Source organism: Thermocrinis albus DSM 14484, assembly GCF_000025605.1.
In the GTDB taxonomy this organism is placed as follows: Bacteria; Aquificota; Aquificia; order Aquificales; family Aquificaceae; genus Thermocrinis; species Thermocrinis albus.
Map to the genome: position 1 here is coordinate 1,073,330 of NC_013894.1, position 25,093 is coordinate 1,098,422.

Below are 25,093 nucleotides of genomic sequence, written 5' to 3' on the forward strand. Positions count from 1 at the left end.
GGAACTCACGAAAGCCTCACCTCTACACTGGACTGTAATATTTTGGCTACAACACCCTCAGAAAGACGTTCCTCCAGGCTCAGACCCTCTGCTCCTATTCTCCTGAGGGGATACGATGTGGTGATGATGGTACTCTTAAGGTGGTTGTATCTGTACGTGATAATGTGGGAAAGAACTTCTGCACGCCAGTCGGAAAGCATTTCGCTTCCCAGATCATCCAATACGAGGAGCGGGCGCTCCAGAAGAGCCAAAAGTAATCTCTGGTATCTTTGCTCACTATCCCGTAGGAGTCCCAGACGGAAGAAGAGGTCCTTAGTATCAAAGAAAAGGCCTTTTATCTGCTTAAGCCTGTAAACGGTTTTCAAAATACCCACCGCCAGGTGAGTTTTTCCCATCTGAGAAGCTCCTACCAGTACAAGTCCCTCACCTTTGGAAGCATCAAAGTTTACAGCATAAAGTTTACAAATGGAGAGGGCTGTCTTTTGTTTTTCGGTAGTAGGTACATAGTTGTCCAGTTCCGCATCAAAGAATCTCTTGGGAATACCCATCAGTCTAAACCAATCCAGGTTCTGAAAGCGGCAGGAACATAACTCCACCACCTTGCCTTTGCTCACAAAACCGGTCCCACCACACAGAGGACAGCTCTTCCCTTCCATACCTTATTAAAGATAATCCACGGGCGAGGTGTGAGATATATCATATTGAGATCCGATATCAATATGCTATAATCATCCCGGGAGGTGTATCATGAAGGTGGTGGTTTTAGGAGGTCATGACAGGTTAAAGGTTCATGTATCCAACATAGCAAGGCGCTATGGCTTGCAGATAGAGTTCATTAATAAAGAGACACAGAATAACATAGACAGTGCGTTGGCATGTGCGGACTGGGTCTTAGTATTTACATCCCTCGTAGGTCACAACATGGTCAAGCTGGCAAAGCGATACGCTGGCGAAAGATGTATCTTCTGTAAAGGTCACGGGGTATGTGCCTTAGAGAGGGAGATAAAGAAGCTGATGGACCGCTATGAGGAGGATCATATTGACACTTAGTCTTAATATCTGCCAAAATATATAGAGATCTAATCTCAATAGGAGGTGATCATCATGAGAAGAGCTCTGCTGCTGACAGCCCTTATGACAGGCCTTGCCTTTGCTCAGTCCACCGAAGACAGGATAAGGGAGTTGGAAGAGCGTATCAGGGAGCTACAGAGAGAGATTCAGAAACTCAAAGAGGAACAAAGGGAGACAGAAGTTCTTAAGGACGAAATAAGAAAGCTTAGGCTCGAAATAGCTATGCCTACTCTTGAGATGAGATCTTACTATGGCCTCGGGCCTGCAGCTTCAAAAGCTCTCTTCAACCCTAAGGGAGTGTCTATAGGTGGGTACGGAGAGATCCACTTCGTTCACGACCCAGACAGGAGACCAAGAAACGAAGTGGATGCCAAGAGACTGATCCTTTACTTTGGATACGCCTTCAACGAGAAACTGAAACTGAACTCTGAGATAGAGTGGGAGCATGCTTTTGTGGAAGGTGGTGAGAAGAGTGGTGAGGTCAACGTAGAGTTTGCCTTTTTGGATTACAACGTTAACGAAAAATTGGGGTTGAGGGGAGGACTCCTGTTGGTACCTGTAGGTATCATAAACGAGTATCACGAACCACCTACCTTTCCTACCGTGGACAGACCTTTCCTGGAGAGGAACATCATACCTACCACATGGAGGGAGTTGGGTTTCGGAATGTACGGTAAGTGGGGGGCTTTAGAGTACAGAGCTTACCTTCTTAACGGAATGAGGGCAAACGAAGAGGCAGGAGAGAAGGTGAAGAAGGGAGAACTGTTAAAAGGCTTCAGACAAAAAGGATTTAAAGCAGCTTCTGACCAGATAGCCTTTGTGGGAAGATTGGACTACCTTCTTCCTTACAACCTTAAGGTGGGTGCCAGTGTCTATACAGGTGGTGTTCAGGATGAAAAGGGTCACAAACTGGGAACGCTGAGCCTACTTTCTCCTCATCTTTGGTGGCAGTATGCGGGCTTTGACGTGCGTTTTGTGGGGGTTTATGGTACAGTTAGCGGTGCAAAAAAGATATCAGAGGTCATCACCGACAATCCTCTCTGTAACTTAGATCCCTCCCAATGTGTCAGTTTCCCCAAAAAGTTTTATGGCTTTTACACACAAGTGGCCTACGATATCTTTAGGCTTCTAAAGATTGATGGGCAGGAACTTTACTTGTTCGGTATGTACGAAAACTACAACACTCACGCCAACGTACCTCAAGGTTTTACAAAACCAGACGGTCACAAAGTACAGGTACTCAACTTTGGACTATCTTACAAACCGCATCCCTTGATAGCTCTAAAGGCAGACTACGCCAAGGTTCTTTATTCTCCCAACAAAGAGGATAAGGATCTTTACAGAGCTGCCCTCACTTGGATGTTCTAAGGGGGTGGTAGCATGAAAAGGTGGGTAGCGTTAGGTCTTATTCTGGTAGCTTCGTGTGGTGGAGGTGTAAAATCAGAAGACGAGACATCTGTGGTTAATCCAGAACCCAACATACCCCTTGAGTGTTATACCGACACGGGTATAGTACGCTATGGGAAGGCTGTGGCTAACCCCTGCTATGTTTGTCATACTACAGCCAACACACCCTATGCCAACGAGGTGGAAGATTTTCATCTTCAGTTCTCTTACAGCTTTCCCGAGAGTATAAAGAGGATAGGGAACCCTTGGCTCAACGCCATAAGGCCAGATTTGACACTGGCAGGCATACCGGTTCCCTCAGATCAGGAGATAATGAGCTATATAAGGGAGGATAACTGGGGGCTTGCCTACCAGAACAGAGGGAGAGGAGACCTTGAGTATTTTCCGGACGTACCACCCCTTTACACCTATAAGAACGGCACTTACCAGCTTATCAACGTAGATGGAGAAGGCTTTGTGGGTGATACCGGATGGCGTGTGTTTAAGTGGAAACCCTTCCCCGGCTTTTTCCCCACCAACGGCAGGATAGACTCTACCCTCATCAGACTGGCTGAGCCTTTCCGGAAGAAGAACGGACAGTGGGACAGAGAAACCTATAAGAAGAACCTTGCTATAGTGGAGTGTGCCGTCAAAGGTGTAAAACCCGGTGATATCTGTGAAGGTACAGAGTTAGGATCCTTCACTATGCCCTCCTACTACGAAGGAGACGCTTCTCATGTGAAGGTAGTCACGTACCAGTATCCGCCAGGAACTGAGTTTGCCCATCCCCTTTACTATCTTGACCCAGATAACCCCATTTCCTTTAAGTCCGTTCGGATAAGGGAGATGCGTTATATGAAAAAGCTGGCTTACGCAGGTTCTTCACCTGGAGGAGGAGAAGAAGAAGAAGGAAGCTTCTTCTGGGACAAAGGGAAAGTTTTAAACCTCAGCAAGAACTGGCTCATGGCTGGGTTCATAGAGGACAAAGATGGACGCTTAAGACCTCAAACCGCTGAGGAGATGAAGTTCTGTGTGTCGTGTCACGGTGGTATAGGTGGTACGGTGGATGCCACCTTCACCTTCTGGAGAAAGGTACCAGGAGCAGCAGGGTGGAAGGAACAGGACTACAACTTAACAGATCGCAGCATAAAGGACTGGAACTACTCCAGTTTGGAAGGTTATTGGGGAGACAAACTGGGAGCTCTGATAAGTTACGTAACGGGAGAGTACCAGCTTTATTTCTCTATGACAGCAGGTGGTGATCATTTCAGAAGCAACAAGGAGATTCTCAACAAGATAAGTAAAGATCCGGAGAAGATATCCTTCCTTCTCTCTCCTCAGGACAACATCATTACAAATCCTGCCCTCATCAACTACTTAGACGGTAATGGCTACATAAAACCTGATCTTTTCCTTCCTTCACCTCAAAGAGCGCTCGGGATAGACAAGCAGTATTACAGGGTGGTGAGGGCCCAGGCTTTCCGATTTGGTAGGGATGTGTTCGATGGTCCCTTCGGTATATCCAGCGGCGGTAATTCCTTAGAGAAGCTGGACAAGGTAGATAGTACCGGCGTAAAGGAGAGCGGCATATGGAGCGTTATAAAAACTCTCCTCTTTATAAGATGATGCTCTTACTCATGGCGAATGGGGGAGGGAGTGCTAAAATTAAAGGGGTTGTAGCATGCTGATACTGTTGCTGCTCTTAATGATACTGGCTGTCGGGAGAGAGTTTAAAAAGCCGGAGGATGTCCTCAGAAGCATTTACCCGGGAGCACAGGTGGAGGTTAAGAACATAATCTTGAGTCCTCAGCAGATGGAGGAGGTAAAGAAACTCTCGGGACTACATCCAAAGGAAAGACTAGTCTCCTGGTACATAGTGAGAAGGGACTCTAAAGTGATAGCGTATGGTTACGTGGATACTCATGTTGTGAGAACCCATCCGGAAGTAGTTCTCTACACAGTAACACCCGATGGTAGACTAGATGTGGTGGAGGTTCTCGCCTTCAATGAACCTATTGAGTACATGCCCGACGAAAGATGGTTAGCTCTCTTTAAGGGAAAAACCCTGAGCGGCGATTCTCTGAGACTCAGAAGGGACGTGCCCAACATGACGGGAGCCACTCTCACCAGCCGAGCTATCACTGACAACGCCCGCAAAGTGTTGGCCATGTGGCAGGTACTGTTCGGAGGAAGACGATGAGGTTCTTTGTAACGTCGGGTGTAAGGAACAACAAACCCCTCTTCTTCATGCTGGCAAGCTTTTCCCTTCTGGCAACCCTCTTTTGGATCACATCGTGGTTTTACTTTTACACCAAGTACGGCTTTTCCCAAGAGACTCTCTTTAGATACTTTTTCACAGACTCCCAGTTTCCTGAAAAGATCCCTCTCTCCCAGCTTCTGGAAACTGTGCATATAGAACTTTTTTTACACAGTATGTTTTTGCTGGTTTTAGGTAGTATCCTACTCCTCTCCCCTTCCCTGGAGAAACTTAAGATACCTATCCTCTCTTTGTCCTTCATCACAGCTTTCCTGTACGTCTTCTCCGATCTTATAATCTACACTTTTGGACCCACCTATTTGATCCTCAAGGTAATCTCCTTTGTGGCTTACCAGACAGCCAGCGGATCCCTTGTAGGTATGGTACTTTTTTTCTTGTTTTTTCGGAAGGATGAAGGAAAACCTCAACCACGGAAGATAAAAAAGCTCCTCCTAATGTTCTCTTTCAGTATCCTTATGAACGCTTTGGTAAATCTAGCTCTCTTTACTAGCAAGATGGGTATAAGTCCATCTTCGGTACAAACCTACTACCTGGGAGACCCCACTGTTTTCAGTAGACCTAAAACCCTGGAAGGTCTCACCAAGATCCTCTACCCCCACATCCTGGCGGTGCCCCTTTACCTCTTCGTGATCCTTCATCTTCTTGTCTTTACAGGTACGAAGAGAAGGAACCTTATACTCCTGTCGGTTGTGGCTTTTCTATTCTCCTTTACAGAGATGATGGGAGGACTTCTGGTGAGGTTTCTTCACCCTTCCTTTTCCCTTCTAAAGTTGGTAAGTTTTGCTCTCACCGAGATCTTTCTCTTCTACGCCTCCTTTCGCCTGATGAGAGAGTCCCTCAGAAAGGAGACTTATCCGGTGCTTTATATTTAAATGTACCGTGGATCTAAGATCCGTAGTAAGCAAACTGGACATAGTGGATGTCATTTCCTCTTATATAGATCTTAAGAGGGTAGGTAGTAACTACGCCGGTAGATGTCCTTTTCATCCGGATGATACCCCATCTCTGTACGTATCCCCTTCAAAGGGTATATGGAAGTGTTTTGGGTGCGGTGTAGGAGGTGATGCGGTAAAGTTTGTGGCTCTCTACGAAGGTGTAAGCTACACAGAAGCCCTCATGGAACTTGCCAGAAAGTACAAAATACCTTTGAAACTTCCATCCCAACGTCACGATGACGCACTACTGGAGGCCCTCCGGCAAGCATCCCAGTTTTATCATGAGAGGTTGAAGGAAAACCAACAAGCTTTGGAGTACCTCTACGGCAGAGGCCTGTCGGGAAGAAGTATCCAGCGGTTTGAACTAGGTTACTCTCCTACTTCTCACCAGCTGTGCCAGTTCCTGAAAGAGGCGGGACTTTTGGAAGTTTACGAGCGATCAGGTAACATCCTTCGCCTTGCGGATGGATCTTGCAGGGATATGTTTGCGGGAAGACTCATCATACCCATAAGGGATCACAGAGGCAACGTGGTGGCCTTTGGGGGAAGGACTCTCACCGACGAGAAACCTAAGTATCTTAACTCCCCGGAGAAGGAACATTTCCAGAAGAGGAACATCTTGTTTGGTTTTTACGAAGGAAAGGAGTTCATAAAGGAGCGTAGAAGGGTCATATTGGTGGAAGGTTACTTTGATGTCATCAGTATGCACCAGGCGGGTTTTAAGGAAACGGTGGCACCCTTGGGTACCTCCCTCACCAGTCAGCAAGCACACCTCATAGCATCCTACGCGGACGAAGTGATTCTTATCTTTGATGGAGACTCTGCAGGAAGGCAAGCTGTTCGTAGAGCTGTTCCTCATCTCCTTTCCGAAAACCTTTCGGTGAAGGTCCTTTACCTACCGGAGGGTGAGGATCCCGACACTTACGTGAAGAAAACAGATCTGCACAGAGAGCTGGAATCCCTCCCAGATATTCTGGAGGATCTCTTAAGCAAGGCAAAGAATGACAGAAACTCTTTAGAGACTCTCCTTTATCTGAGCGGTTTCGTAAGAGATCCCGTAAAGAGGGGTGAGATCCTCCTTACGTTGGCAAAACTGACGGGTATGCCGGTATCCCTCCTTAGTGAAAAGGTTCCACGTGTGAGAGGAGAGAGAGAAGAGGAAGAAAAAAAGCTGACCTTCCACGAAAAGATCCTACTTACCGGAATACTGAGGTACAACTTCACCAACGTGCCTCTTGAGGAGCTCAACTTATCTCCTTACGCTGCCCAGATACTGGAGGCTATACAAAAAGAGGATCTTCATCTCGTACCTGCTGAGATAAGAAGAGGTAGGATATCTGACGAAAGGGTGTTTTGGGATGCCGTCAAAGCTCTTAGTATCAAAAAAGAGGACCTGGAGGAAGAGACTCCTAAGGACCTTTCCCAGTTGAGGAAGAGACCAGCCACAAGATTGAGAAAAAGGAGGTTATAATTTTCTGCGCGGGGGTTTGGCATGGCTATACTGGTGAATAAAAACACAAGGGTTGTGGTGCAAGGTATAACAGGTAAGGAGGGATCCTTTCACGCCCTCCAGTGTAAGGCTTACGGCACTCAGGTGGTGGCGGGTGTCACGCCCGGTAAGGGTGGCCAAAAGGTGGAGGACATCCCTGTTTTCAACACGGTGGATGAAGCTGTAAAGGAGACGCAGGCCAACTGTTCTCTCATATTTGTACCACCTGCCTTCGCGGCAGATGCCATAGTGGAAGCTTTGGACGCTGGTATAGAGTTGGTGGTGTGTATAACGGAAGGTATTCCGGTAAGGGACATGCTTATGGTGAAGCATTACATGCTTAAGAACTACCCCAATGCCAAACTTATAGGTCCCAACTGCCCAGGTGTCATAACTCCCGGAGAGGCAAAAGTAGGGATAATGCCAGGTCATATATTTACGAGAGGTAGTGTAGGCATAGTTTCCAGGAGCGGTACGTTAACCTACGAAGCTGCCTATCAACTCACCAAGATGGGTATAGGTCAGTCTACTGCGGTAGGGATAGGAGGTGATCCGGTACACGGGTTGTCCCATAAGGACGTTATAGCTCTCTTCAATGAAGATCCTGAGACACAAGCTATACTGATGATAGGGGAGATAGGTGGTACTGCTGAGGAGGAGGCTGCCGAGTACATAGCCAGTTACGTCAAGAAACCTGTTTTTGCTTACATAGCGGGTATAACGGCTCCCCCCGGTAGGAGGATGGGACACGCAGGAGCCATTATAAGCGGTGGTAAAGGAACAGCTCAGGCCAAAATGGAGGCTCTAAGGGAGGCCGGTGTTCACGTCATAGAGAACCCCGCTTTCATAGGCAAAACGGTGGCGGAAGTACTGGGTGGAGTTATGATTTAGGATATACTAAATCGCCTATGTGGGTTATATTATAACCCTTCAATAAATCCCTTTAAGGAGGTGGAATTATGGCACTAAGAACTAAAGTAGATCCGGACACCTGCACTTCCTGTGAGCTCTGCTACGATAGGGTACCGGAAGTTTACAAGAACAGAGGAGACGGCATAGCGGAGGTAGTGAATCCAGGCCCCGACGGATGGATGTTGGTTCCTCCTGAACTGGAACAGGAGGTTAAGGAGGTAACCGACGAATGTCCAAGCGGCTCTATAATAACGGAGGAAGTTTGAGAATCTTGGTGGATATAGATACTTGTACATGCTGTCAGCTATGCTACGAGGAGGCACCTGAGGTGTTTGCAAACAGGGGGGATGGCTATCCTTTAGTGATCATGAGGGAGGTCATCCCTCCTTTTTTGGAAAAAGTGGTGTGGGTAGCAGAAGCTTGTCCCAGCGGGTCTATACTGCTTGAAGGATAGGGTTCTATTTCTGGGAACAGCGGGTGGTAGAGGTAGCGTATTTCGGTTTTTACGTCGTTCCGGTGGTTTCCTCCTTCAGTTAAGGGGTGTGTGGATTCACGTGGATCCTGGACCAGGGGCCTTCGTCTATTTACACCAGATGGGCTTAGACCCAAGAAACATAGACATCGTAGTCCTTTCACACCTTCACTTAGATCACTCCGCTGATGTTAACGTAGTGATAGAGGCAGCCTCCGAAGGAGGCAAAAACAGGAGGGTGGTTCTGGTAGCACCAAGAACTGCTTTAGAGGGAGAGGACAGAGTGGTTTTACCCTACATCAGGAAAGAACGTGTGGGAGCTGAGTACGTGCTGGAGGAAGGTACAGAGATAAAACATGCCGGCATAAGTATCAGAGCTGTTATGAAACACCGTCATCACGGAGTAGAAACCTACGCCCTTCTGTTTGATAACAGGGTTCTTTATGTTTCGTGTGCCCTTTACGAAGATAAGATGCTGGATATGTATCCCAAAAACGTGGATGTTACCATCATCAACACCACCCTCTACAAAAAGAGTAAGTATGTAGAACATCTAAGTGTGGAGGATGCTAAAAAGATCATAGGGAGTGTTCGGCCTAAGTTGGCCGTGCTCACTCACTTCGGTTACGAAATTCTCAAAAACATGGACCCTCAAGCGATAGCTTCTGAGGTGGAAGAAAGTACGGGTATTCGCACCGTATCCGCCTATGACGGAATGGAGGTGATCTTTTAGTGCTGGAGGTGTTTTTCCCGGAACTTAAGAAACAAGCGGAAGAGTGGGTTCAACATTATGGATACACAGCTCTCTTTATCCTATCCTTCACAGAATCCGTACTCCAACCTGTTCCACCTTTTCCTTTTATAACAGCTGCGCCCCTCTTTAAGCTGGATCCTTATGTGGCCGGTTTGGTGGCCCTTGTAGGAAACGTTTTGGGTGCATTGGTGGCTTACTTTTTGGCGCGCTATGTGGGAGAGGGTTTTGTGAGGAAACTTTTGGGAGAGAAGAGGTTTTTGAAGGGAGAAGCTCTCTTTAACAGATACGGCTTTTGGGCAGTGTTGATAGGAGAACCTTACAAACTGGTCTGCTGGCTTTCCGGTATATTTGGTATGCCTCTTTGGAGATTTCTTCTGGCAAGCCTTATAGCAAGGGGTGTGAGGATAGCTTTCTTTGTCTTCTGGGGAGACCTTCTGAGAAGGTGGGTGTCTTAAAAGTGGGTGCGGGAGGACTCGAACCCCCAACCGGGCGGTTATGAGCCGCCCGCTCTGCCATTGAGCTACGCACCCATCTCCAAGATTAATATTATAAAAAAACCTAACTGCTGTGGCAAGGTATAATAGAGGTAGGGGGTGTTCAAATGGCGCCTGCCGGGTCTCTGGACACCCATAAAGGGCGCGTTACAAATAGCCCGGCACCTTGCTGGGTAAGGAGGAAGAGGGATGAGAAAGATGTTAGCAGTGCTGCTGTTGTTGGGTGGTGTGAGTAATACGGTGCCTGTGGTTAACTCCTTGGGTGTGGGTGGCCCGTCGGAGGATCCCTTTCCCATACCCCCCGACAAAGACATAAACCTCAAGGTAGAGGAGGATATGGACACCCAGAAGGTGAGGGATATAGTGGAGAAGGAGATCTCCCTTTCCGAGGCCATGCAGGAGTTGGCTAATGTCAAAACTGTGGAGATGGCAAGGCCAGACATATGGCCTGTGGTGGGTATAATAACATCCGACTACGGATGGCGTACCATAGGTGGTTCGAGAGAGTTTCACACAGGTGTTGATATATCGGCACCATACGGTGCACCTGTGAGTGTGTCTGCAGATGGAAGAGTCATATTCGCAGGTTGGCTCAAGGGTTACGGAAAAACGGTGATAGTATACCATGGCTATGGTTTCGTTACCCTTTACGCTCACCTTTCCTCCATACTGGTGGATTACGGGGAGAGAGTGGTGAAAGGTCAGGTGATAGGGAAAGTAGGTTCCACGGGAAGGGCTTTTGGAACACACCTCCATTACGAGGTTCTCAAGTACGGTATAAGGCAGAACCCTATAGCTTACCTTCCCTAAAGGAGGCCTCTCTTTCTGAGAGCGTCCTCGTATATACGTCTGTACAGATGGTTCCACTCGGGGGTCCCTTCCACTATCTTCTTGGAGTAAGCTTTTATCCTTTCCCTCACCTCCCTATCTATCTCCTCTTCTTCCTTTACAGCCTCCATAAGAATGTTCCTTATCTTCCCTCTTATCACGTGGGGATCTTCGTAAATTTCCACCGTTTCGTCTTCCATAATGAGATCCTTTATAGCGTTGGCCACTTGGTTCATGCGTTCCCTTCTGTTGGTGTGGATGTTCATCTCCTCTGCCAGTTTTGCTCTTACAACCCTGTAGGCGGTTCTGTAATCTAAGCTGGTTTCTTCCAAAAGAGACAGCTTTTCTCTAAGTATTTCCTTGGTCTTTTCGTCCAGGAGTTTTTCCTCTTCTTCCGCTTTTTTAAAAACTGCTATAATCTTCTTCTTAAAAGTATACGGGTCCTCTGGCTCTATTATTCTCTCCTCTGTGAGCTCCTTCACTATTCTGTCCGCTATTCTTTCCACCAGCTTCTCTGGTAGTCTCATAAAAGGTTATTATACCATGAAGAAACTATCAAGGGTGAGAGCTACATCCCTTTCGTAAGATCCGTCCTCGGTGTTGATAATAAGTGGTTTTTCTATTATCATCTGAGATCTCATGTTTTTTCTTCCGTGTATGCGTACAAGACGTGCGTTTTTGCTCAGTTTCGGATAAAAAAACATAACATGTACGGGTGCTATGTTGTATCTTTTCATATTTTCTACAGCCTCTAAAAATCTAAAAGACGGAATAAGTATATTCAAGTGTCCTCCATCCTTTAGTAAATAGCTGGAAGCTTTTATAAAATCCTCCAGTTTTGTATCCATCTCAAAATGGTATCCACCGTCCTTTGATCCCCAGTGAGCAGGATAGAAGGGTGGATTAACTATAACAGCATCTGCTGTATATCTCTTTAAAAAATGTTCCACATCTCTCACATCTCCCTCCACTACGCTCACCTTATCCTGCAGTTGGTTTACCTTAACGTTGTACCTTAAAAGCTCCAACATGAGGGAGTCCCTCTCTACGGCCAGCACATGACAGGAGTACCTGAGAGCTGTCAGTACACTGAGAGCACCGAAACCTGCCCCAAGGTCCACCACAGTAGAAGTTCTCTTTATACCTCTGAGATGAGCGACGAAGAGAATCTCTATTATGGAGAGTCTGTGCCGTCTGGGTTGACGAAACTTTACCTTACCTCTGAAGAACTCAAACTCCTTAAAGGTTTCCAAATCTCTCCACGAGCTCCAACAGAGTTCTTGCCCTCTCCATCTGTCTGAGGTATTCCTCGTACTCCTCCACTGTGGTGGCTGTGGCCAGCTTTTTCACCGCTTCATCAAAGAGTTCCTTTTCCCTTCCTGGGTCTATGGAGCCTATTGGGTAGGCCTCCTCTGCCAGCACTATCACCTTGGTAGGCGTTACGTCCACAAATCCATAGGTCACAGCAAAGCCGTTCTCCTGCTTGCCGTCAAAGTACAGAAGTCCCGGTTTGAGGAGCGTCATCAGATACATGTGTTTTTCCAAAACTCCTATCTCTCCCTCTACGGTGGGAATGTTCACCGACGTCACGTCGTTGGAAAAAACTATACCCTTAGGTGTTACTACCTCTACTCTTATCATGCTTCTGTATTATAAATCATAAGTTCCCTTATCAGAGTAGCAGGTTGTACTTCCTTTGGACACACGTTGTTGCATTTGTTACAAGAAAGACAGTGATAGAGGTATCCTTCTTCCACAGCCTGTTTTAATCTCAGCTGTGGCTTTCTGTCTCTTGGATCCATCAGGAAACGGAAGATCTTGGCAAAAAAGAGAGGACCCGCGTACCTTTCTTCCAAGGTCTGGGGACAGTAGGACTGGCACGCAAAACACAGGATACAGTCAGAGGCCTCTTCTATCTTTCTGCTTCTCTCCTGCTCTATCCTCGGTTCTTCTTTTCTCTCCTCTATCCAGGCTCCTATATCTCTCAACTTTCTGATGGCTGGATCTATGTCTACTGCCAGATCCTTTATGACCCTGAAGTTCTTCAGTGGTTCTACTATGACTTCCCTCTGGGTGATGACATAAGGAAGTACCTGTTCTTTACATGCCAGCTTGGGATACCCGTTTATGTAGATAGTACATGTGCCGCATATTCCCGCCCTGCAGAAGTGTCTGAAGGTAAGGGTAGGGTCTTGCTCTTCCTTTATACGCTGGAGCGCTTCTAAGAAGGTCATACCTTCCTCGTACTTAACGTGATAAGTTTCATAGCGCACACCTTTCTCTCTGTCCTCTCTCCTTATCCTCAGCTTCAGATACATGGGAGATAAATATAATTCAACCTCTCCTCAACTTGGATAGAAGTTTTTCCCAGAAAGAAAGTCTATGGGGAACAACGCCTATAGGTAACCTGCTGAGAGCTAAGGATAGTTCCCTTGTCAACTCCTGATGAAAGGGGTTCTGCTGCACTATGCTTCTTATGAGCTTTGGGCTGTATCTTATACCTCCTAGGTACATCACCTGAGCAGGTGTAAACTTCTGGCATACAGTGTTTATACTTTCGTAAACACGCCTCGCTTCGTCCTCGTGGCTCACCTTATTAACTATAAGATAGAAGTTCTTAACACCACACTCTAAGCTCAGCACCTTTATAAGTCCGTATGCATCAGCAACGGCGGTAGGTTCAGGTGTCGTTATCACTATAGGGAAGTGGGAAGAGGATACTATGGAAAGTGTGTCGTTGTGTATGCCAGGTGGTGTATCAAATACCACAATGTCGTAGTTTTTCTCTGCGTACTCCTGAAGGAGCAGTATGAGGTTTCTCAGTTGTTTTTCCGGTAAGTTCACTAGTTCCCTTACACCGCTTCCACTGGAGATAAAATGGAGCCCCTCCTCTATAGGTATAGAGATCTCATCCAGGCTTGCCTCGCCTCTGAAGAAGTGATACAGGTTCTTGGGTGGTGCGATACCCAACATAAGGTGGATGTTGCTGAGTCCAAGGTCACCGTCTATGAGAAGCACTCTTTTGCCCTGCTTCCTCAGAATACTACCTATGTTAATGCTCAGTAGAGTCTTGCCTACACCTCCCTTCCCACTGGCTACAGCCAGGTAAGGAACGTATCTTTCCTTACCTTCAACCACCCTCAGGTGCTGGGCCTGACCTTCCATGATTGACCTCCAGTAAAAGTTGAGCCAGAAATCGACCGTTAGCCAACACGATGTCTTCTGGTACACGTTGTCCGTTGGTGAAGCAAAGTATAGGTAGTTTTGTTCTAAAGGCTACGTTAATTATGTTTCCAAAGTAAGCGGTCTCATCTACTTTGGTGAACACTAGCCCCTCCAAAGGAAGAAAGCTGAAATGCTCTACAGCTTCATACATTATCCTCTCATCGGTATTGGCGCTCAGAGTTAGGTAAAGTTCCACTGTAGGTAGACGGTGGAAGAAGGTGGCGAGCTCTCTTATCCTCATCTCATCATACTGACTTCTACCGGCTGTATCCACCAACAGAAGATCCATAGAGGACAGCTCTCCCACGCACTCTCTTAGCTTCTGGGGTGTATCAGCGATACGGAAGGGTATTTCCATAAGATGAGCATAAGTCCTCAGTTGTTCCCGAGCACCTACCCTGTAACTATCTACGGTTATTACTCCTATCCTCTTACCGCTCTTCTTCAACACATAAGCCAGCTTTGCTAGGGTTGTTGTCTTCCCTACACCCGTAGGCCCTAGAAGAGCAATCACCCTAAAATCCTTCCACCTCTCCATGGGTTCCTTTATCATAGGTACGTTCCTCTCTATACCCTCCGTTAGAGACTCCAGAACTTCACCTTTGAGATCCAGTTTCCTGATTTCGTAGTCATACCCACAGGCGGCTTCCATTATAGCCTTTGCCACATCTCGTGCAACACCTCTCTCCAGAAGTTTCTTCATGATCTGGGTTGCCCTCATGGAGTACTCTTCCTGTGATGTGTTCTTTTCCTCCTCTACCTGTGGTCTTTTCATTGTTTGAAGCACTTCCTTCAAAGTTTCCTTGAGTTTTTCCAGTTCCGCGTACACATCCTCCTGCTTTTTGAGTTGGTAAGCAAAATCCTCCGTATCGGGTAATCCTACTGTAACCTCAAGGAACGACCTTCTCGGAAAAGGCAAGAAGGGTATGATCCTCTTCTTCACTATACGGGTGGAGAGAATCACGGCATCGGGTCCATAAATGGCCCTCACTTCTTCCACAGCTTTCTGCAAAGATTCCGCCATGAACTTTTTAATCTTCATCTATAACTCCCAATACCTTTAGGTTTACCTGTCTATCCAGTTCGTTGTAAGAGAGTACCACCAGATGGGGTAGGTATGCTTCCAAAACCCTCTTGATCTGTCTCCTAACAGGTGTAGGTGTAATGAGGAGAGGCTTTGCATGGTGAGGTACAAAGTGGGAGAGTTGGGAAGAGATCTTGGGGTATATAACGTTAATCACCGTATCCAAAAAGTCCTCTTCTTTACCCTCCTGAAGGAATACCACGAGTTTTGTCTCAAGTTTTGGAGAGAGCACAAGGGCGTAAAGTGTACCATCGGTGGTGTAAAGTTTGGTGATCCTCTTAGCCATCCTCTGCCTTACGTACTCTGTCAAAAGGTCTGGATCCTTCGTCTGATCTATATAGTCCGCCAATGTCTCCACTATGGTAATAAGATCGTTAATGGGTATTCCTTCCCTCAGGAGGTTCTGTAACACTCTGTGCAGGACTGACATAGGTACCACATCGGGTACCAGTCCCTGAAGGGCCTTAGGATATCTTCTGGAAACATTCTCCACCAAGTCCATAACCTCTGCTCTACCTAATATCTCATGGAGATTCCGCTTTATGGTTTCGGAGAGGTGTGTCGTTATCACAGTAGGTAAGTCAACCACTACGTATCCCATCCTCTGTGCCTCGTCCTTGTCTTCAGGATCTATCCAGTAAGCTTTGAGTTTAAAAGCTGGATCCTGTGTCAGGCGTCCTTCCAGCTCCCCCTTTGCCCCACCCATATCTATTGCCAGATACTTCCCGGGAACCACTTCATACGAGTCTATCTCCACACCCCTTATTAGAATACGGTACTGGTGTGGTCTAAGTCTGAGATTGTCCCTTATATGTACGAGAGGTATGATGACACCCATCTCCTGAGCTATCTGTTTTCTTATAGTTTTTATCCTCTCTGGAATTTCACCACCCTGGGCCTCATCCACATACACGATGAGGCCATACCCCACCTCGAAGGAGATGGTTTCAGGCTGAGGTACGATCTCCTCTCTCTGTTCCTGTAAAGTTCTCTGCTGAGCAAACACTTTTTCCAGTTCTTTCAACTCCTGTTCCTTAAGGGATCTTCTGAGGGCATAGTAAAGGCCAAAGAGGAGAACCACCATGAAGAGGAATGGGGGCTTGGGAAGACCCGGTAGAAGACCTACGAAGGCGAGAAGACCTGCGGAGAAAAGGAAGACACGAGGTTCTTTTGAAAACTCACTGACGATAGATCTACTAAGTTGGTCTTGAGAAGAGGATTTGGTAACTATTATGCCAGCTGCCGTTGACAGGAGAAGAGCCGGTATCTGACTGGCCAAGCCTTCACCTACTGTCAACAGCGTGTAGGTGGATACAGCCTCCACGAAGGGCATACCTTTACCCAGTATACCTATCAAAAGCCCCCCCACTATACTGAGGAAGAGTATGATAAGAGCTGCGATGGCATCACCCCTTATAAACTTACTGGCACCGTCCATAGCACCGTAAAAGGCCGATTCTGTCTCTAACTGTTCTCTCCTCTTCTTTGCCTCTTCCTCGGTTATTATCCCTGCGTTGAGATCCGCATCTATGCTCATCTGTTTTCCAGGTAGGGCGTCGAGAGTGAACCTGGCAGCCACTTCGGATATCCTCTCAGCTCCTCTGGTGATCACTACAAAGTTGATAATTATGAAGATGAAAAATACGATCATACCTACCACCACATCTCCACCTACTACGAATCTTCCGAAACCTTCTATGATATGTCCCGCCGCGTGTGTACCTTCATGACCATGTAAAAGTATCCTCCTAGCGGCAGCTACGTTGAGGGATAACCGTAGGAGTGTTCCCATGAGGAGAAGAGAGGGGAACGTTGAAAGTTCCAAAGGGTTCTTTATGAAGGTAGTGAGGACCAACACAGTGAGAGAAAAGCTTATACTCAGCGTAAGGAGGAGATCCAACAGAAAAGCTGGTACAGGTAGAAGTATCGCAGAAAGGACTACCACAAAGGCCAGTAAGACCCACCCTTCTCTGTATCCCACGAAGTATAATTTTATCCATGCAGATAAACGAAAAAGCTATAGTGGAGAGAGTAAAGGAGCTGGTAACGCCTCTGGTAAAGAAGATGGGTTACAGACTGTTTGATGTGGAATTCAAACCGGAGAGGGGGTGGGTACTGAGGATAATACTGGACAAAGAGGGGGGAATCACCATAGGGGATTGTGAGGAGGTCAGTAGGAAGGTGAGCGCACTTCTGGACGTGGAGGATATAATCCCTTTCTCCTACATGCTGGAAGTCTCATCGCCTGGTCTAAACAGAGAACTCACCAAGCCGGAACACTTTGAGTTCTTTGAAGGAAGACTCGTGCGTGTTATACTGCGCCAGCCGGTGGAGGGACGCAGGGAGATAAAGGGGTACATAAGGGGTGTCACGGAGGGGGTGCTGAAGCTGGAGGAAAAGGATTCGAGGAACATACTTCACGTACCTCTCAGCCACGTAGCTAGGGCCAATCTGGAGATGGAAGAATGGTAAAGAACCTAAGAAGACTGATAGAACAGGTGGCCAAAGAGAAGAATCTACCCGAGTGGCTCGTAGAGAGAGCTCTCAGAAACTCCATAGCACTGGCCGTCAAGAAGTCTCAGAAGATCAGAGAGGATGTGGAAGTACAGCTGGAGGACGATCACATAAAAGCTTACCTGGTGCGTAGGAGTAAAGATCAGACTATTAAGTTACCCATAGATATAGAACCGGCGGATATGGACAGGATAGCAGCTTACGCCGCCAAGGAGGAGTTTTTGAAGGAGCTGGAGAGAGCCGAGGAAGAGCGTAGTTACTTGGAGTTTGTGGAGTTGGAGGGTGAGATAGTGGTGGGGATAGTGAGAAAGGTTCAGGAGGATGGGGATCTTTTGGTGGATCTTGGAAAGGTGATGGGAGTTCTTCCCAAGAAGGAACAGATACCTAAGGAACATTACAAAGTGGGAGATAGATTGAGGGCTCTTTTACTGGAAGTGAGAAAAAGGCGAGGAAAGTACGAGATAATCCTTTCACGTACCCACCCGCGCTTTTTAAAAAAACTCCTTGAGGCAGAGGTACCGGAGATAAAGGAGGGATACATCAAGGTGGAGGCTATAGCTCGCGAACCGGGTGAGAGGGCTAAGGTGTTGGTGAGCTCCACCGACTCCAGAATGGACCCTGTGGGGGTGGTGGTGGGTGTAAGAGGTTCCAAGATAGCTCCCATAACGGAGGAGCTCTCCGGTGAGCGTATAGACGTGATAAAAAAGAGTGATAGTGTAGAGGAGCTCATTAAACGTAGTCTGGCACCGGCACCTGTCAGTGCCGTTAGACTGTTCCCAGAAGAAAAGAGGGCTGAGGTGGCTGTACCGAAGGAGAAACTGTCTTTGGCCATAGGAAAAGGTGGGGTTAACGTCCGACTTGCCAGTAAGATAACCGGTTGGCGCATAGATGTTTATTCAGAGGAGGATTTTGAAAAACTTACCAAGATGACATGAAAGGAGTTCAAGAACTCAAGATTCAAAAACTGGTTTACGGCGGGTACGGTTTTGCTACGGGAGAGGATGGAAGGGTGTATCTGGTTAGGTACGCTGCTCCCGGTGAGGTGGTGAGGGCTCAGATCATAAGGGAGAAGAGGGATTACTCAGAAGCTACTGTGGAAAAGGTGATCATACCTTCCGGTACGCGGAGGAACCCTCCCTGTAGGTACTATACCCACTGCGGTGGGTGTCAGATACAGCATATGGACTACTCTGCTCAGCTGGAGGCCAAAAACGACATTCTTCTGGATAATCTGAAGAGAATAGGAAAACTTCAGTCAGTGAACCTGGGTCCTCCTGTGGTTTCCGGCAGCGAGTTTCACTACAGGCTAAGGGTGCAGTTCAAGGTGGAGGATGGAAAGGTGGGTTTCTTCGCATGGGGAACCCACCAATTGGTGGACATAGAGGAGTGCCTCTTGGTGCACAGAGACATAAACCAGATAATACCGACCCTGCGGGAACTCAGCAGACAAGTAAAGGACTTGAGAGAGATTCATGTTCTTTACTCACCGTGGGAGAAAGAGTTTCTTCTCAAACTGGTGACTGTGTCACCCATTGATAAGGACCGTCTGAGAAAACTGAAGGAGCTTTATATACCACCTCAGGTGGTGGGAGTAGGGAACTACACGATGCTACGGGACACACCAGTGAGAAGGTACTTTTTGGGAAGGGACTTTACCTTCATACAGGTGGGTCCTTACCGGTACAGAGTGAGTGCCGATTCCTTCCTTCAGGTCAACTACACTCTGTACGAGGAATTTGTTAACGCAGTTCTGGAGAAGGTGCAGAGAGTAAGGAAAGCTGTAGAGATACACTGTGGCATAGGCTTTTTCAGTCTACCCCTCTCTCAGCGAGCCGAGTTTCTCTACGCCTCCGACGTAAACCAAGTGGCGGTGAGAGATGCCCAGTACAGTGCTAGGATAAACAGTGTAGACAAGGTGGTGTTTGTCCACGAAAGAGCTGTAGATACCCTAAAGAACTTGGCAGGTGAGGTGATAGATCTTTTGGTGGTGGATCCTCCAAGAGAGGGACTCTCAGAAGGAGAAACCCAACTAATACTCTCCAACAAACCTAAGAACATCGTGTACGTTTCCTGTAACCCTTCCACGCTGGCCAGGGATCTGAAGGTCCTGTCCAAAGGTGGCTATAGTCTTAAGGTTATCAGGCTTGTGGACAACTTTCCTCAAACTTATCATGTGGAGAGTGTGAGTTTCTTGGAGCTAAGCTAAAATTCTATCCATGAACCTCTATGATCTTATAGGGGAACTGAGAGAAGGCGGAAGTGTAGAACTGCTATCCCAATGGAAAGGTGTGCCTGTAAGGGTCAGGATGACCATCAAGTGGGTGTCTCCTGAGGAGAGGTTTGTGAGCCTGGATATGAAAGACTGCAGGTTTCGTCACATATTCTCCTCACCCTCCGTGTATATGAAACTGAAGGAGGTGTATATAGAGGCTTCTGTCTTCAGTAACATAAGGGATGAGCTCGTTGTTGAGGTGTTAGGTATAGCACCACCTCCCCCCTTTGTTCTCCGAGAGTTCGTGAGGGTAGAACCCTCTGATAGGGAACCCATCTACGTGAATTTCTGGGTACATGAGACCGAATTCGTGAGGGCTAAGGTTGTGGACATAAGCGAAGTAGGTGTGGGTGTTCTGCTCACTAAAGAAGAAGCGGAGAGGTTACTGACCGACTTAACCCCTCCCCACAGTCTTCACAAGGAGGTTTATCTGGAGCTTTACCTTCCTCACAGTGATACCATCAGGGGATTGGGTGAGCTCAGAAACATACTGAGCCATCAGGAAGGTGTCTACGTAAGACTCGGTTTTAGGTTGGAGATGGAGGAGAAAGATAAAAGGAAACTAAGACAGTATATCCTCAGAAGGCAGAGGGAGATCTTAGAAGACTTGAGAAAACTATGAGGACCATTTTTGTAATAGCTCTGAGATACCTTCTTTCCAGCAGAGGTTCCACCCTCGTGGTATCCGGTGTTGCCCTTTTGGGTGTAGCCTTGGGTGTTTCGGCTGTTCTCCTCACCATGGCTGTCTTCGCAGGTTTTCAGCACGCCCTTAAGGATAAGATTCTGGCAAGTTCGCCCCATGTAGTGGTAAGCCTTATGACAGAAAAGGATGCGAGAGATGTTAGATCAGTTATACAGAAGGTGAAAGGTGTCAGAAGTGTGAAGTTGGTGACGGTGTACCAGGCTCTCCTTTCCTACAACGGTCGTATCCAGTCTATCACGGTAAAGGGAATGGAACCTGAGGATATAAGGAGTATGGAGAAGTTCTTGGTAAAGGGAAAACTGGAGAAGGGACTGTTGTTGGGTGAGGGTGTGGCAGACGTGTTGGGTGTAAAGATAGGTGATAAAGTGGTCCTCGTTTCTCCTATGGGAATCAGGACTCCCTTAGGGTTTCTTCCTAAAACGGCCACCTTTGAGGTGGCAGGTATCTTTAAAACAGGTACTTTCGAACAGGATTATCTTACTGTGATACTCCCGTTACAGGAGGCCCAGCGTTTCTTTGGGGACGATTGGCAGATGCGTGGTTTTGAAGTGTACCTTTATGATCCTTACAAAGCTGACGAAATAAAGAGAAACATATCAGACATACTGCAAGACGATGCCATAGTAAGGTCATGGATGGACCTTAATGCTCCTCTCTTTAACGCTCTTCAACTGGAAAAGGTGGGTTTGTTCTTTGTACTCCTCCTTATGGTGGTGGTGGCTTCCTTCAACATAACCAGCCTCCTCTTTATGAAGGTAAAGGAGAAGACGAAGGACATAGCTGTTTTAAGGACCTACGGTCTGAAGAGCAGACAGGTACTTGCAATCTTTATACTACAAGGTCTTATGATAGGTTCTACCGGTACTGTGCTTGGACTCTTACTGTCGGTGGTTGGTGCTTACTTCATCAACGAGTACCGGCTGATAAGGGTACCTGCGGATGTGTATATGATGGACCACGTACCAGCCTACTTTGAGGTGAGGGATGTGCTCTGGACTTTGTTGGGAAGTTTAATGCTGTCTGTAGTATCCAGTATACTTCCTTCCTACAGAGCCTCACGCCTTAGTATAGTGGAGGTTCTCAGGAGTGAGTGAGATCATACTTATAGAGAACCTTCACAAGAAGTATCCCAACGGAACTTACGCTCTCAGAGGTGTGAGTTTGAAAATAAAAAAGGGTGAGATGGTGGGTCTCATGGGGCCTTCAGGCTCTGGTAAAAGCACGCTGCTACACATCATAGCAGGACTGGATCTTCCCACGGAAGGAAGGGTATGGGTTATGGGAAGGGAGGTATCTTCTATGAAGGAGGATGAACGAGCTGACTTTAGAAAGAGACACGTGGGCTTTATCTTTCAGTTTTTTTATCTTCTTGAGGACTTTACCGCCTTGGAGAACGTGGCTCTGATAGGCCAACTGGCAGGAGTTCCGGATCCGGTAAGGAAGGCGGAGAAACTTTTGGAACGACTGGGACTTTCCCACAGGCTTCATCACAGACCTTCTGAGCTCTCTGGTGGAGAACAGCAACGCACCGCCATAGCCAGAGCCCTTATACTTCAGCCTGACGTGCTCTTGGCCGATGAACCTACCGGCAATTTGGGTATAGAAGAGGGGAGGAAAGTTATGGAACTTCTCGTGAATCTCAAGGAAGAGGGCATGACCCTTCTGGTAGCAACCCACAACGTGGATCTTATCCCTTACTTTGATAGAATCGTAAGACTGAGGGACGGTCGTGTGGTGGAAGAAGGTGGATGATCTTTTACTGTCTTATCTGGAGGAAGATGTAGGGTGGGGTGATGTGACCACCCAATCCATCTTTGGGGGAGAGAAGGTAAGAGCGGTGATGCTGGCCAAGGAGGGAGGCGTGGTAGCGGGTATACCCTTTGCCATAAGGGTGTTTCAGCTTTTGGGAGAAGTAAGGGTCCTGAGAAAGATGGAAGAAGGCACCGAGATAAAGAAGGGAGATGTGCTCCTTGAGATAGAAGGTGAGGCAGATACCATACTTACGGGAGAGAGGGTAGCCCTCAACATACTGCAACGCCTCAGTGGTGTAGCGACCCTCACAAGGGAGATGGCCAAGAGACTGGAAAAAAAGGGGATAAGGTTGTTGGATACGCGAAAAACCACACCTGGCATGAGGTATCTGGAGAAGTATGCGGTAAGAGTAGGCGGAGGTGTGAACCATCGTATGGATCTTCAGCACATGGTCCTTATAAAGGACAACCACAAACTCTTAGCGGGAGGTGTGAAGGAGGCGGTCAGGAGAGTAAGGGAAAAGATAGGCCCAACCTATGTGGTGGAGGTGGAGGTGGAAAATCTGGAAGAGCTCAGAGAGGTTCTAGAATGTGATGGTGTTAACATGGTACTTCTTGATAACTTCTCACCTGAAGATGTGAAGGAGGCTGTGAAGATACTGAAAGGTAGGCTTACGGTGGAGGTTTCAGGTAACATAACCCCCCAAAACATAGATCTGTACGCCATTGAGGGTATCCATTACATCTCCAGTGGTTACATAACCCACTCTGCTCGCTGGCTGGACATAAGTATGAGGGTTCTGGAGGTAGTCAGGTAAAGAGGCGTTGTACCCACTCTACACCTTCTACTTCCATAAGAGCCTTCTGAAGGGTGAGAAGGTGCTGATAATCTCTGAGTTCTACCGTAAACTCCATAAGAGCATTACCAGTGCTGAGACTTCTGGTACGAGCTTCTGTTATGTTGGCACCTACCTTTGCCATGGCGGATGTTACCTCTGCCAGTATCCCCACCCTGTCCTTTACACTGAGACGTAGGCGCACGGGATGTTTCCCTTCTGAAGAAGGCCACTCCAGTTTCATGACACGCTCCGGAGCCTTCAGAGCCATATACTGAAGATTGGGGCACTGGGCTGAGTGTACCACCAGTCCCTTCCCCTTTGAAATGACACCGTACACCTCCTCCCCCGGCAGAGGAGAACAACACACAGCTATCTGATACATCACCTTTCCCAAACCCTCTAAACTGAGAACAGGAGAAGATCTAGCGTCGCTGTGTTTCTCCTCCTGTTTCTTATAACCCAAAAGATGGAGGATCCTCTCACGAGTGAGCTTACCACTACCCATCAGTAGGAGAGTATCCTCCTCGGAAACCTTTAGTTTTTCTTTCAAAAGTGCCAACAGCTGATCTTTGCCCATATTCAGCTTGCGAGCCAAACTTTCCAGTACCTGTCTTCCCTCCGCCAAGGTAGCTTCCTTCTGCTGCTCTCTTAGAAAAGCCTTTATCTTGTTTCTGGCCCGTGATGTTACTACGAACTTCAACCACTCTGGACTGGGTTTCTTCTGGGGACTGGTTATGATTTCCACTACGTCACCGTTCTGGAGTTTGTAGTCAAGGGAGACGATTCTGCCGTTTACCTTAGCTCCTGCGCAGTGATGCCCTATGTCCGTGTGGATGTGATAGGCAAAGTCCACGGGTGTGGATCCCTTAGGAAGAACCAGAAGGTCCCCTTTAGGTGTGAAGACGAAGACTTCTTCCGAAAAGAGCTCCAACCTTATGTTCTCAAGAAGGTCCGAAGGGTTTGTACTGCCCTGTATGCTCTCCACCAGACTTTTGAGCCAAGCATACACTGACTGGTCGTGGGGTGTCTTACCTTCCTTGTAAGCCCAGTGAGCAGCCACACCTTTCTCCGCCCTTTCGTGCATCTCCCACGTTCTTATCTGTACCTCCACCATCTTACCCTTCGGGCCAATTACAGTGGTATGAAGGGACTGATACAGGTTGGGTTTAGGTAGTGATATGTAGTCGTCAAATTTGCCAGGCACAGGCTTAAAGATGTTATGAAGTATCCCTAAAACCAGATAACACTCGGGAACAGTGTTGACGATGACTCTGACTCCCAGTATGTCGTGAACATCCTCCAGACGAATACCTTTTCTGATGGTTTTCTGCCATATACCGTACAGATGCTTGGGTCTGTAAGTTATCTCCGCCTGCAGACCGTGATGCTCTAAGTGAGTTTTGAGGACCGGTATGAAGTGTTTGCGAAGGTAATCCTTAAGTTGTTCCCTGTTGGCCTTTACAAAACTCTTCACCCTCTCGTACTCGGCAGGGTATAAAAACATAAAACACAGATCCTCCAGCTCTGTCTTTATACTCCATATGCCCAACCTGTTGGCTATAGGTACGTATATCTCCATAGTCTCCTTGGCTATACGAATCTGTTTCTCTCGCGGTAGGTGACCCAAGGTCTTCATATTGTGCAGTCGGTCGGCCAGTTTCACCAGTATGACCCTTATGTCTTTGGCCATGGCCAGAAGCAACTTTCGGTAGTTCTCCGCTTTCTCCGTTTTAACATCTTTAAACTGTACCTTACCTAGTTTGGTGACACCTTCCACGATGTCCGCTACCCTTTTACCGAAGCGCTCCTTGAGTTCCTGATAGGTGGTAGATGTATCTTCCAGGATGTCATGGAGAAGACCTGCCACCACCGTGTCCCTGTCTAGCCCCAGTTTAGCTAAAATGATGGCCACCTGAAGGGGATGAATCACGTAAGGTTCTCCCGACGCTCTTTTTTGACCGGCGTGCTTCTCCTGAATATACTCTACCACCTGTGATACGTACTCTCTGTCTTCCTCTCTCAACAAGGTTAGTAGAGTATCTACATGCCGCGATACTACCGCCTGCATGAAGTTAAAATATAAGGC

The 25,093-nt window shown here is 47.4% G+C and carries 28 protein-coding genes and 1 tRNA gene; 19 read left to right on the top strand and 10 right to left on the bottom strand.

Annotated elements, in window-relative coordinates:
• Positions 1 to 5: 5 nt before the first annotated feature.
• A complete protein-coding gene (locus THAL_RS05855) occupies positions 6 to 656 on the bottom strand; it encodes an ATP-binding protein (protein ID WP_012992187.1) in 651 nt (216 codons plus the stop codon).
• Positions 657 to 747: 91 nt separating this feature from the next.
• Between THAL_RS05855 and THAL_RS05860 the strand changes: the two genes are divergently transcribed.
• The 11 genes from THAL_RS05860 (at position 748) to THAL_RS05910 (ending at position 9,752) form a co-directional block, all read left to right on the top strand.
• On the top strand, positions 748 to 1,050 hold the full coding sequence (locus THAL_RS05860; RefSeq protein WP_012992188.1) for a DUF2325 domain-containing protein: 303 nt from the start codon (positions 748 to 750) through the stop codon (positions 1,048 to 1,050).
• A gap of 54 nt (positions 1,051 to 1,104) precedes the next feature.
• Positions 1,105 to 2,439, top strand: coding sequence for a bZIP transcription factor (locus tag THAL_RS05865; protein ID WP_012992189.1), 1,335 nt, complete (start codon positions 1,105 to 1,107; stop codon positions 2,437 to 2,439).
• A 12-nt stretch (positions 2,440 to 2,451) separates the two neighbouring features.
• Positions 2,452 to 4,083, top strand: coding sequence for a hypothetical protein (locus THAL_RS05870; protein WP_012992190.1), 1,632 nt, complete (start codon positions 2,452 to 2,454; stop codon positions 4,081 to 4,083).
• A gap of 55 nt (positions 4,084 to 4,138) precedes the next feature.
• A complete protein-coding gene (locus THAL_RS05875; protein ID WP_012992191.1) occupies positions 4,139 to 4,657 on the top strand; it encodes an FMN-binding protein in 519 nt (172 codons plus the stop codon).
• Positions 4,654 to 5,607, top strand: a complete 954-nt coding sequence (locus THAL_RS05880; protein ID WP_012992192.1) for a hypothetical protein — start codon at positions 4,654 to 4,656, stop codon at positions 5,605 to 5,607. The genes THAL_RS05875 and THAL_RS05880 overlap by 4 nt, the downstream gene beginning before the upstream one ends.
• Positions 5,608 to 5,614: 7 nt before the next feature.
• Positions 5,615 to 7,141, top strand: coding sequence for a DNA primase (dnaG, locus tag THAL_RS05885; protein ID WP_012992193.1), 1,527 nt, complete (start codon positions 5,615 to 5,617; stop codon positions 7,139 to 7,141).
• 21 nt (positions 7,142 to 7,162) lie between these two features.
• Positions 7,163 to 8,050, top strand: coding sequence for a succinate--CoA ligase subunit alpha (gene sucD / locus THAL_RS05890; RefSeq protein ID WP_012992194.1), 888 nt, complete (start codon positions 7,163 to 7,165; stop codon positions 8,048 to 8,050).
• Between the two features lie 68 nt (positions 8,051 to 8,118).
• Positions 8,119 to 8,337, top strand: coding sequence for a ferredoxin (locus THAL_RS05895; RefSeq protein ID WP_012992195.1), 219 nt, complete (start codon positions 8,119 to 8,121; stop codon positions 8,335 to 8,337).
• Positions 8,334 to 8,525: a ferredoxin gene (locus tag THAL_RS05900; RefSeq protein ID WP_012992196.1), complete on the top strand. Its 192-nt coding sequence runs from the start codon at positions 8,334 to 8,336 to the stop codon at positions 8,523 to 8,525. The genes THAL_RS05895 and THAL_RS05900 overlap by 4 nt, the downstream gene beginning before the upstream one ends.
• Complete coding sequence (locus THAL_RS05905) at positions 8,515 to 9,276, top strand: MBL fold metallo-hydrolase (protein WP_012992197.1); 762 nt, start codon at positions 8,515 to 8,517, stop codon at positions 9,274 to 9,276. Before THAL_RS05900 ends, THAL_RS05905 begins: the two co-directional genes overlap by 11 nt.
• On the top strand, positions 9,276 to 9,752 hold the full coding sequence (locus THAL_RS05910) for a YqaA family protein (RefSeq protein WP_012992198.1): 477 nt from the start codon (positions 9,276 to 9,278) through the stop codon (positions 9,750 to 9,752). The genes THAL_RS05905 and THAL_RS05910 overlap by 1 nt, the downstream gene beginning before the upstream one ends.
• Before the next feature lie 3 nt (positions 9,753 to 9,755).
• Here the strand turns inward: THAL_RS05910 and THAL_RS05915 are convergent.
• Positions 9,756 to 9,827 (bottom strand) — tRNA-Ile (locus THAL_RS05915).
• 153 nt (positions 9,828 to 9,980) lie between these two features.
• Here THAL_RS05915 and THAL_RS05920 point away from each other — a divergent pair.
• Positions 9,981 to 10,601, top strand: coding sequence for a M23 family metallopeptidase (locus tag THAL_RS05920; RefSeq protein ID WP_012992199.1), 621 nt, complete (start codon positions 9,981 to 9,983; stop codon positions 10,599 to 10,601).
• On the opposite strand, the gene THAL_RS05925 is transcribed toward THAL_RS05920, so the two are convergent.
• From THAL_RS05925 to flhA, 7 genes are read right to left on the bottom strand one after another with little or no spacing between them, the layout of a single operon-like run.
• Positions 10,598 to 11,146 (bottom strand): DUF507 family protein, encoded by a 549-nt coding sequence (locus THAL_RS05925; RefSeq protein WP_012992200.1) that lies wholly within the window; start codon positions 11,144 to 11,146, stop codon positions 10,598 to 10,600. The two genes, THAL_RS05920 and THAL_RS05925, sit on opposite strands and share 4 nt — an antisense overlap.
• 9 nt (positions 11,147 to 11,155) lie before the next feature.
• On the bottom strand, positions 11,156 to 11,872 hold the full coding sequence (locus THAL_RS05930; RefSeq protein WP_012992201.1) for a tRNA1(Val) (adenine(37)-N6)-methyltransferase: 717 nt from the start codon (positions 11,870 to 11,872) through the stop codon (positions 11,156 to 11,158).
• A complete protein-coding gene (atpC, locus tag THAL_RS05935) occupies positions 11,859 to 12,260 on the bottom strand; it encodes an ATP synthase F1 subunit epsilon (protein WP_012992202.1) in 402 nt (133 codons plus the stop codon). The genes THAL_RS05930 and atpC overlap by 14 nt, the downstream gene beginning before the upstream one ends.
• Positions 12,257 to 12,937, bottom strand: coding sequence for a succinate dehydrogenase/fumarate reductase iron-sulfur subunit (locus THAL_RS05940; protein ID WP_012992203.1), 681 nt, complete (start codon positions 12,935 to 12,937; stop codon positions 12,257 to 12,259). Before THAL_RS05940 ends, atpC begins: the two co-directional genes overlap by 4 nt.
• Before the next feature lie 16 nt (positions 12,938 to 12,953).
• A complete protein-coding gene (locus THAL_RS05945) occupies positions 12,954 to 13,784 on the bottom strand; it encodes a MinD/ParA family protein (RefSeq protein ID WP_012992204.1) in 831 nt (276 codons plus the stop codon).
• Positions 13,750 to 14,886, bottom strand: coding sequence for a flagellar biosynthesis protein FlhF (locus THAL_RS05950; RefSeq protein ID WP_012992205.1), 1,137 nt, complete (start codon positions 14,884 to 14,886; stop codon positions 13,750 to 13,752). The genes THAL_RS05945 and THAL_RS05950 overlap by 35 nt, the downstream gene beginning before the upstream one ends.
• A complete protein-coding gene (flhA, locus tag THAL_RS05955; RefSeq protein ID WP_012992206.1) occupies positions 14,876 to 16,909 on the bottom strand; it encodes a flagellar biosynthesis protein FlhA in 2,034 nt (677 codons plus the stop codon). The genes THAL_RS05950 and flhA overlap by 11 nt, the downstream gene beginning before the upstream one ends.
• Before the next feature lie 17 nt (positions 16,910 to 16,926).
• Between flhA and THAL_RS05960 the strand changes: the two genes are divergently transcribed.
• Genes THAL_RS05960 through nadC form a run of 7 tightly spaced genes read left to right on the top strand, consistent with a single transcriptional unit; the run spans position 16,927 to position 22,986 of the window.
• On the top strand, positions 16,927 to 17,400 hold the full coding sequence (locus THAL_RS05960; RefSeq protein WP_012992207.1) for a ribosome maturation factor RimP: 474 nt from the start codon (positions 16,927 to 16,929) through the stop codon (positions 17,398 to 17,400).
• Positions 17,394 to 18,377, top strand: a complete 984-nt coding sequence (gene nusA, locus THAL_RS05965) for a transcription termination factor NusA (protein ID WP_012992208.1) — start codon at positions 17,394 to 17,396, stop codon at positions 18,375 to 18,377. Before THAL_RS05960 ends, nusA begins: the two co-directional genes overlap by 7 nt.
• A complete protein-coding gene (locus tag THAL_RS05970; protein ID WP_012992209.1) occupies positions 18,374 to 19,648 on the top strand; it encodes a class I SAM-dependent RNA methyltransferase in 1,275 nt (424 codons plus the stop codon). Before nusA ends, THAL_RS05970 begins: the two co-directional genes overlap by 4 nt.
• Positions 19,649 to 19,658: 10 nt before the next feature.
• Positions 19,659 to 20,336, top strand: a complete 678-nt coding sequence (locus THAL_RS05975; protein ID WP_012992210.1) for a PilZ domain-containing protein — start codon at positions 19,659 to 19,661, stop codon at positions 20,334 to 20,336.
• On the top strand, positions 20,333 to 21,511 hold the full coding sequence (locus THAL_RS05980; protein ID WP_012992211.1) for an ABC transporter permease: 1,179 nt from the start codon (positions 20,333 to 20,335) through the stop codon (positions 21,509 to 21,511). Before THAL_RS05975 ends, THAL_RS05980 begins: the two co-directional genes overlap by 4 nt.
• Positions 21,504 to 22,169: an ABC transporter ATP-binding protein gene (locus THAL_RS05985; protein WP_012992212.1), complete on the top strand. Its 666-nt coding sequence runs from the start codon at positions 21,504 to 21,506 to the stop codon at positions 22,167 to 22,169. The genes THAL_RS05980 and THAL_RS05985 overlap by 8 nt, the downstream gene beginning before the upstream one ends.
• Complete coding sequence (gene nadC / locus THAL_RS05990; protein ID WP_012992213.1) at positions 22,147 to 22,986, top strand: carboxylating nicotinate-nucleotide diphosphorylase; 840 nt, start codon at positions 22,147 to 22,149, stop codon at positions 22,984 to 22,986. The genes THAL_RS05985 and nadC overlap by 23 nt, the downstream gene beginning before the upstream one ends.
• Here the strand turns inward: nadC and THAL_RS05995 are convergent.
• The gene (locus THAL_RS05995; protein ID WP_012992214.1) at positions 22,979 to 25,075 is read right to left on the bottom strand and encodes a RelA/SpoT family protein; all 2,097 of its coding nucleotides are present in this window, start codon (positions 25,073 to 25,075) and stop codon (positions 22,979 to 22,981) included. The genes nadC and THAL_RS05995 overlap by 8 nt on opposite strands.
• Positions 25,076 to 25,093: the final 18 nt, after the last annotated feature.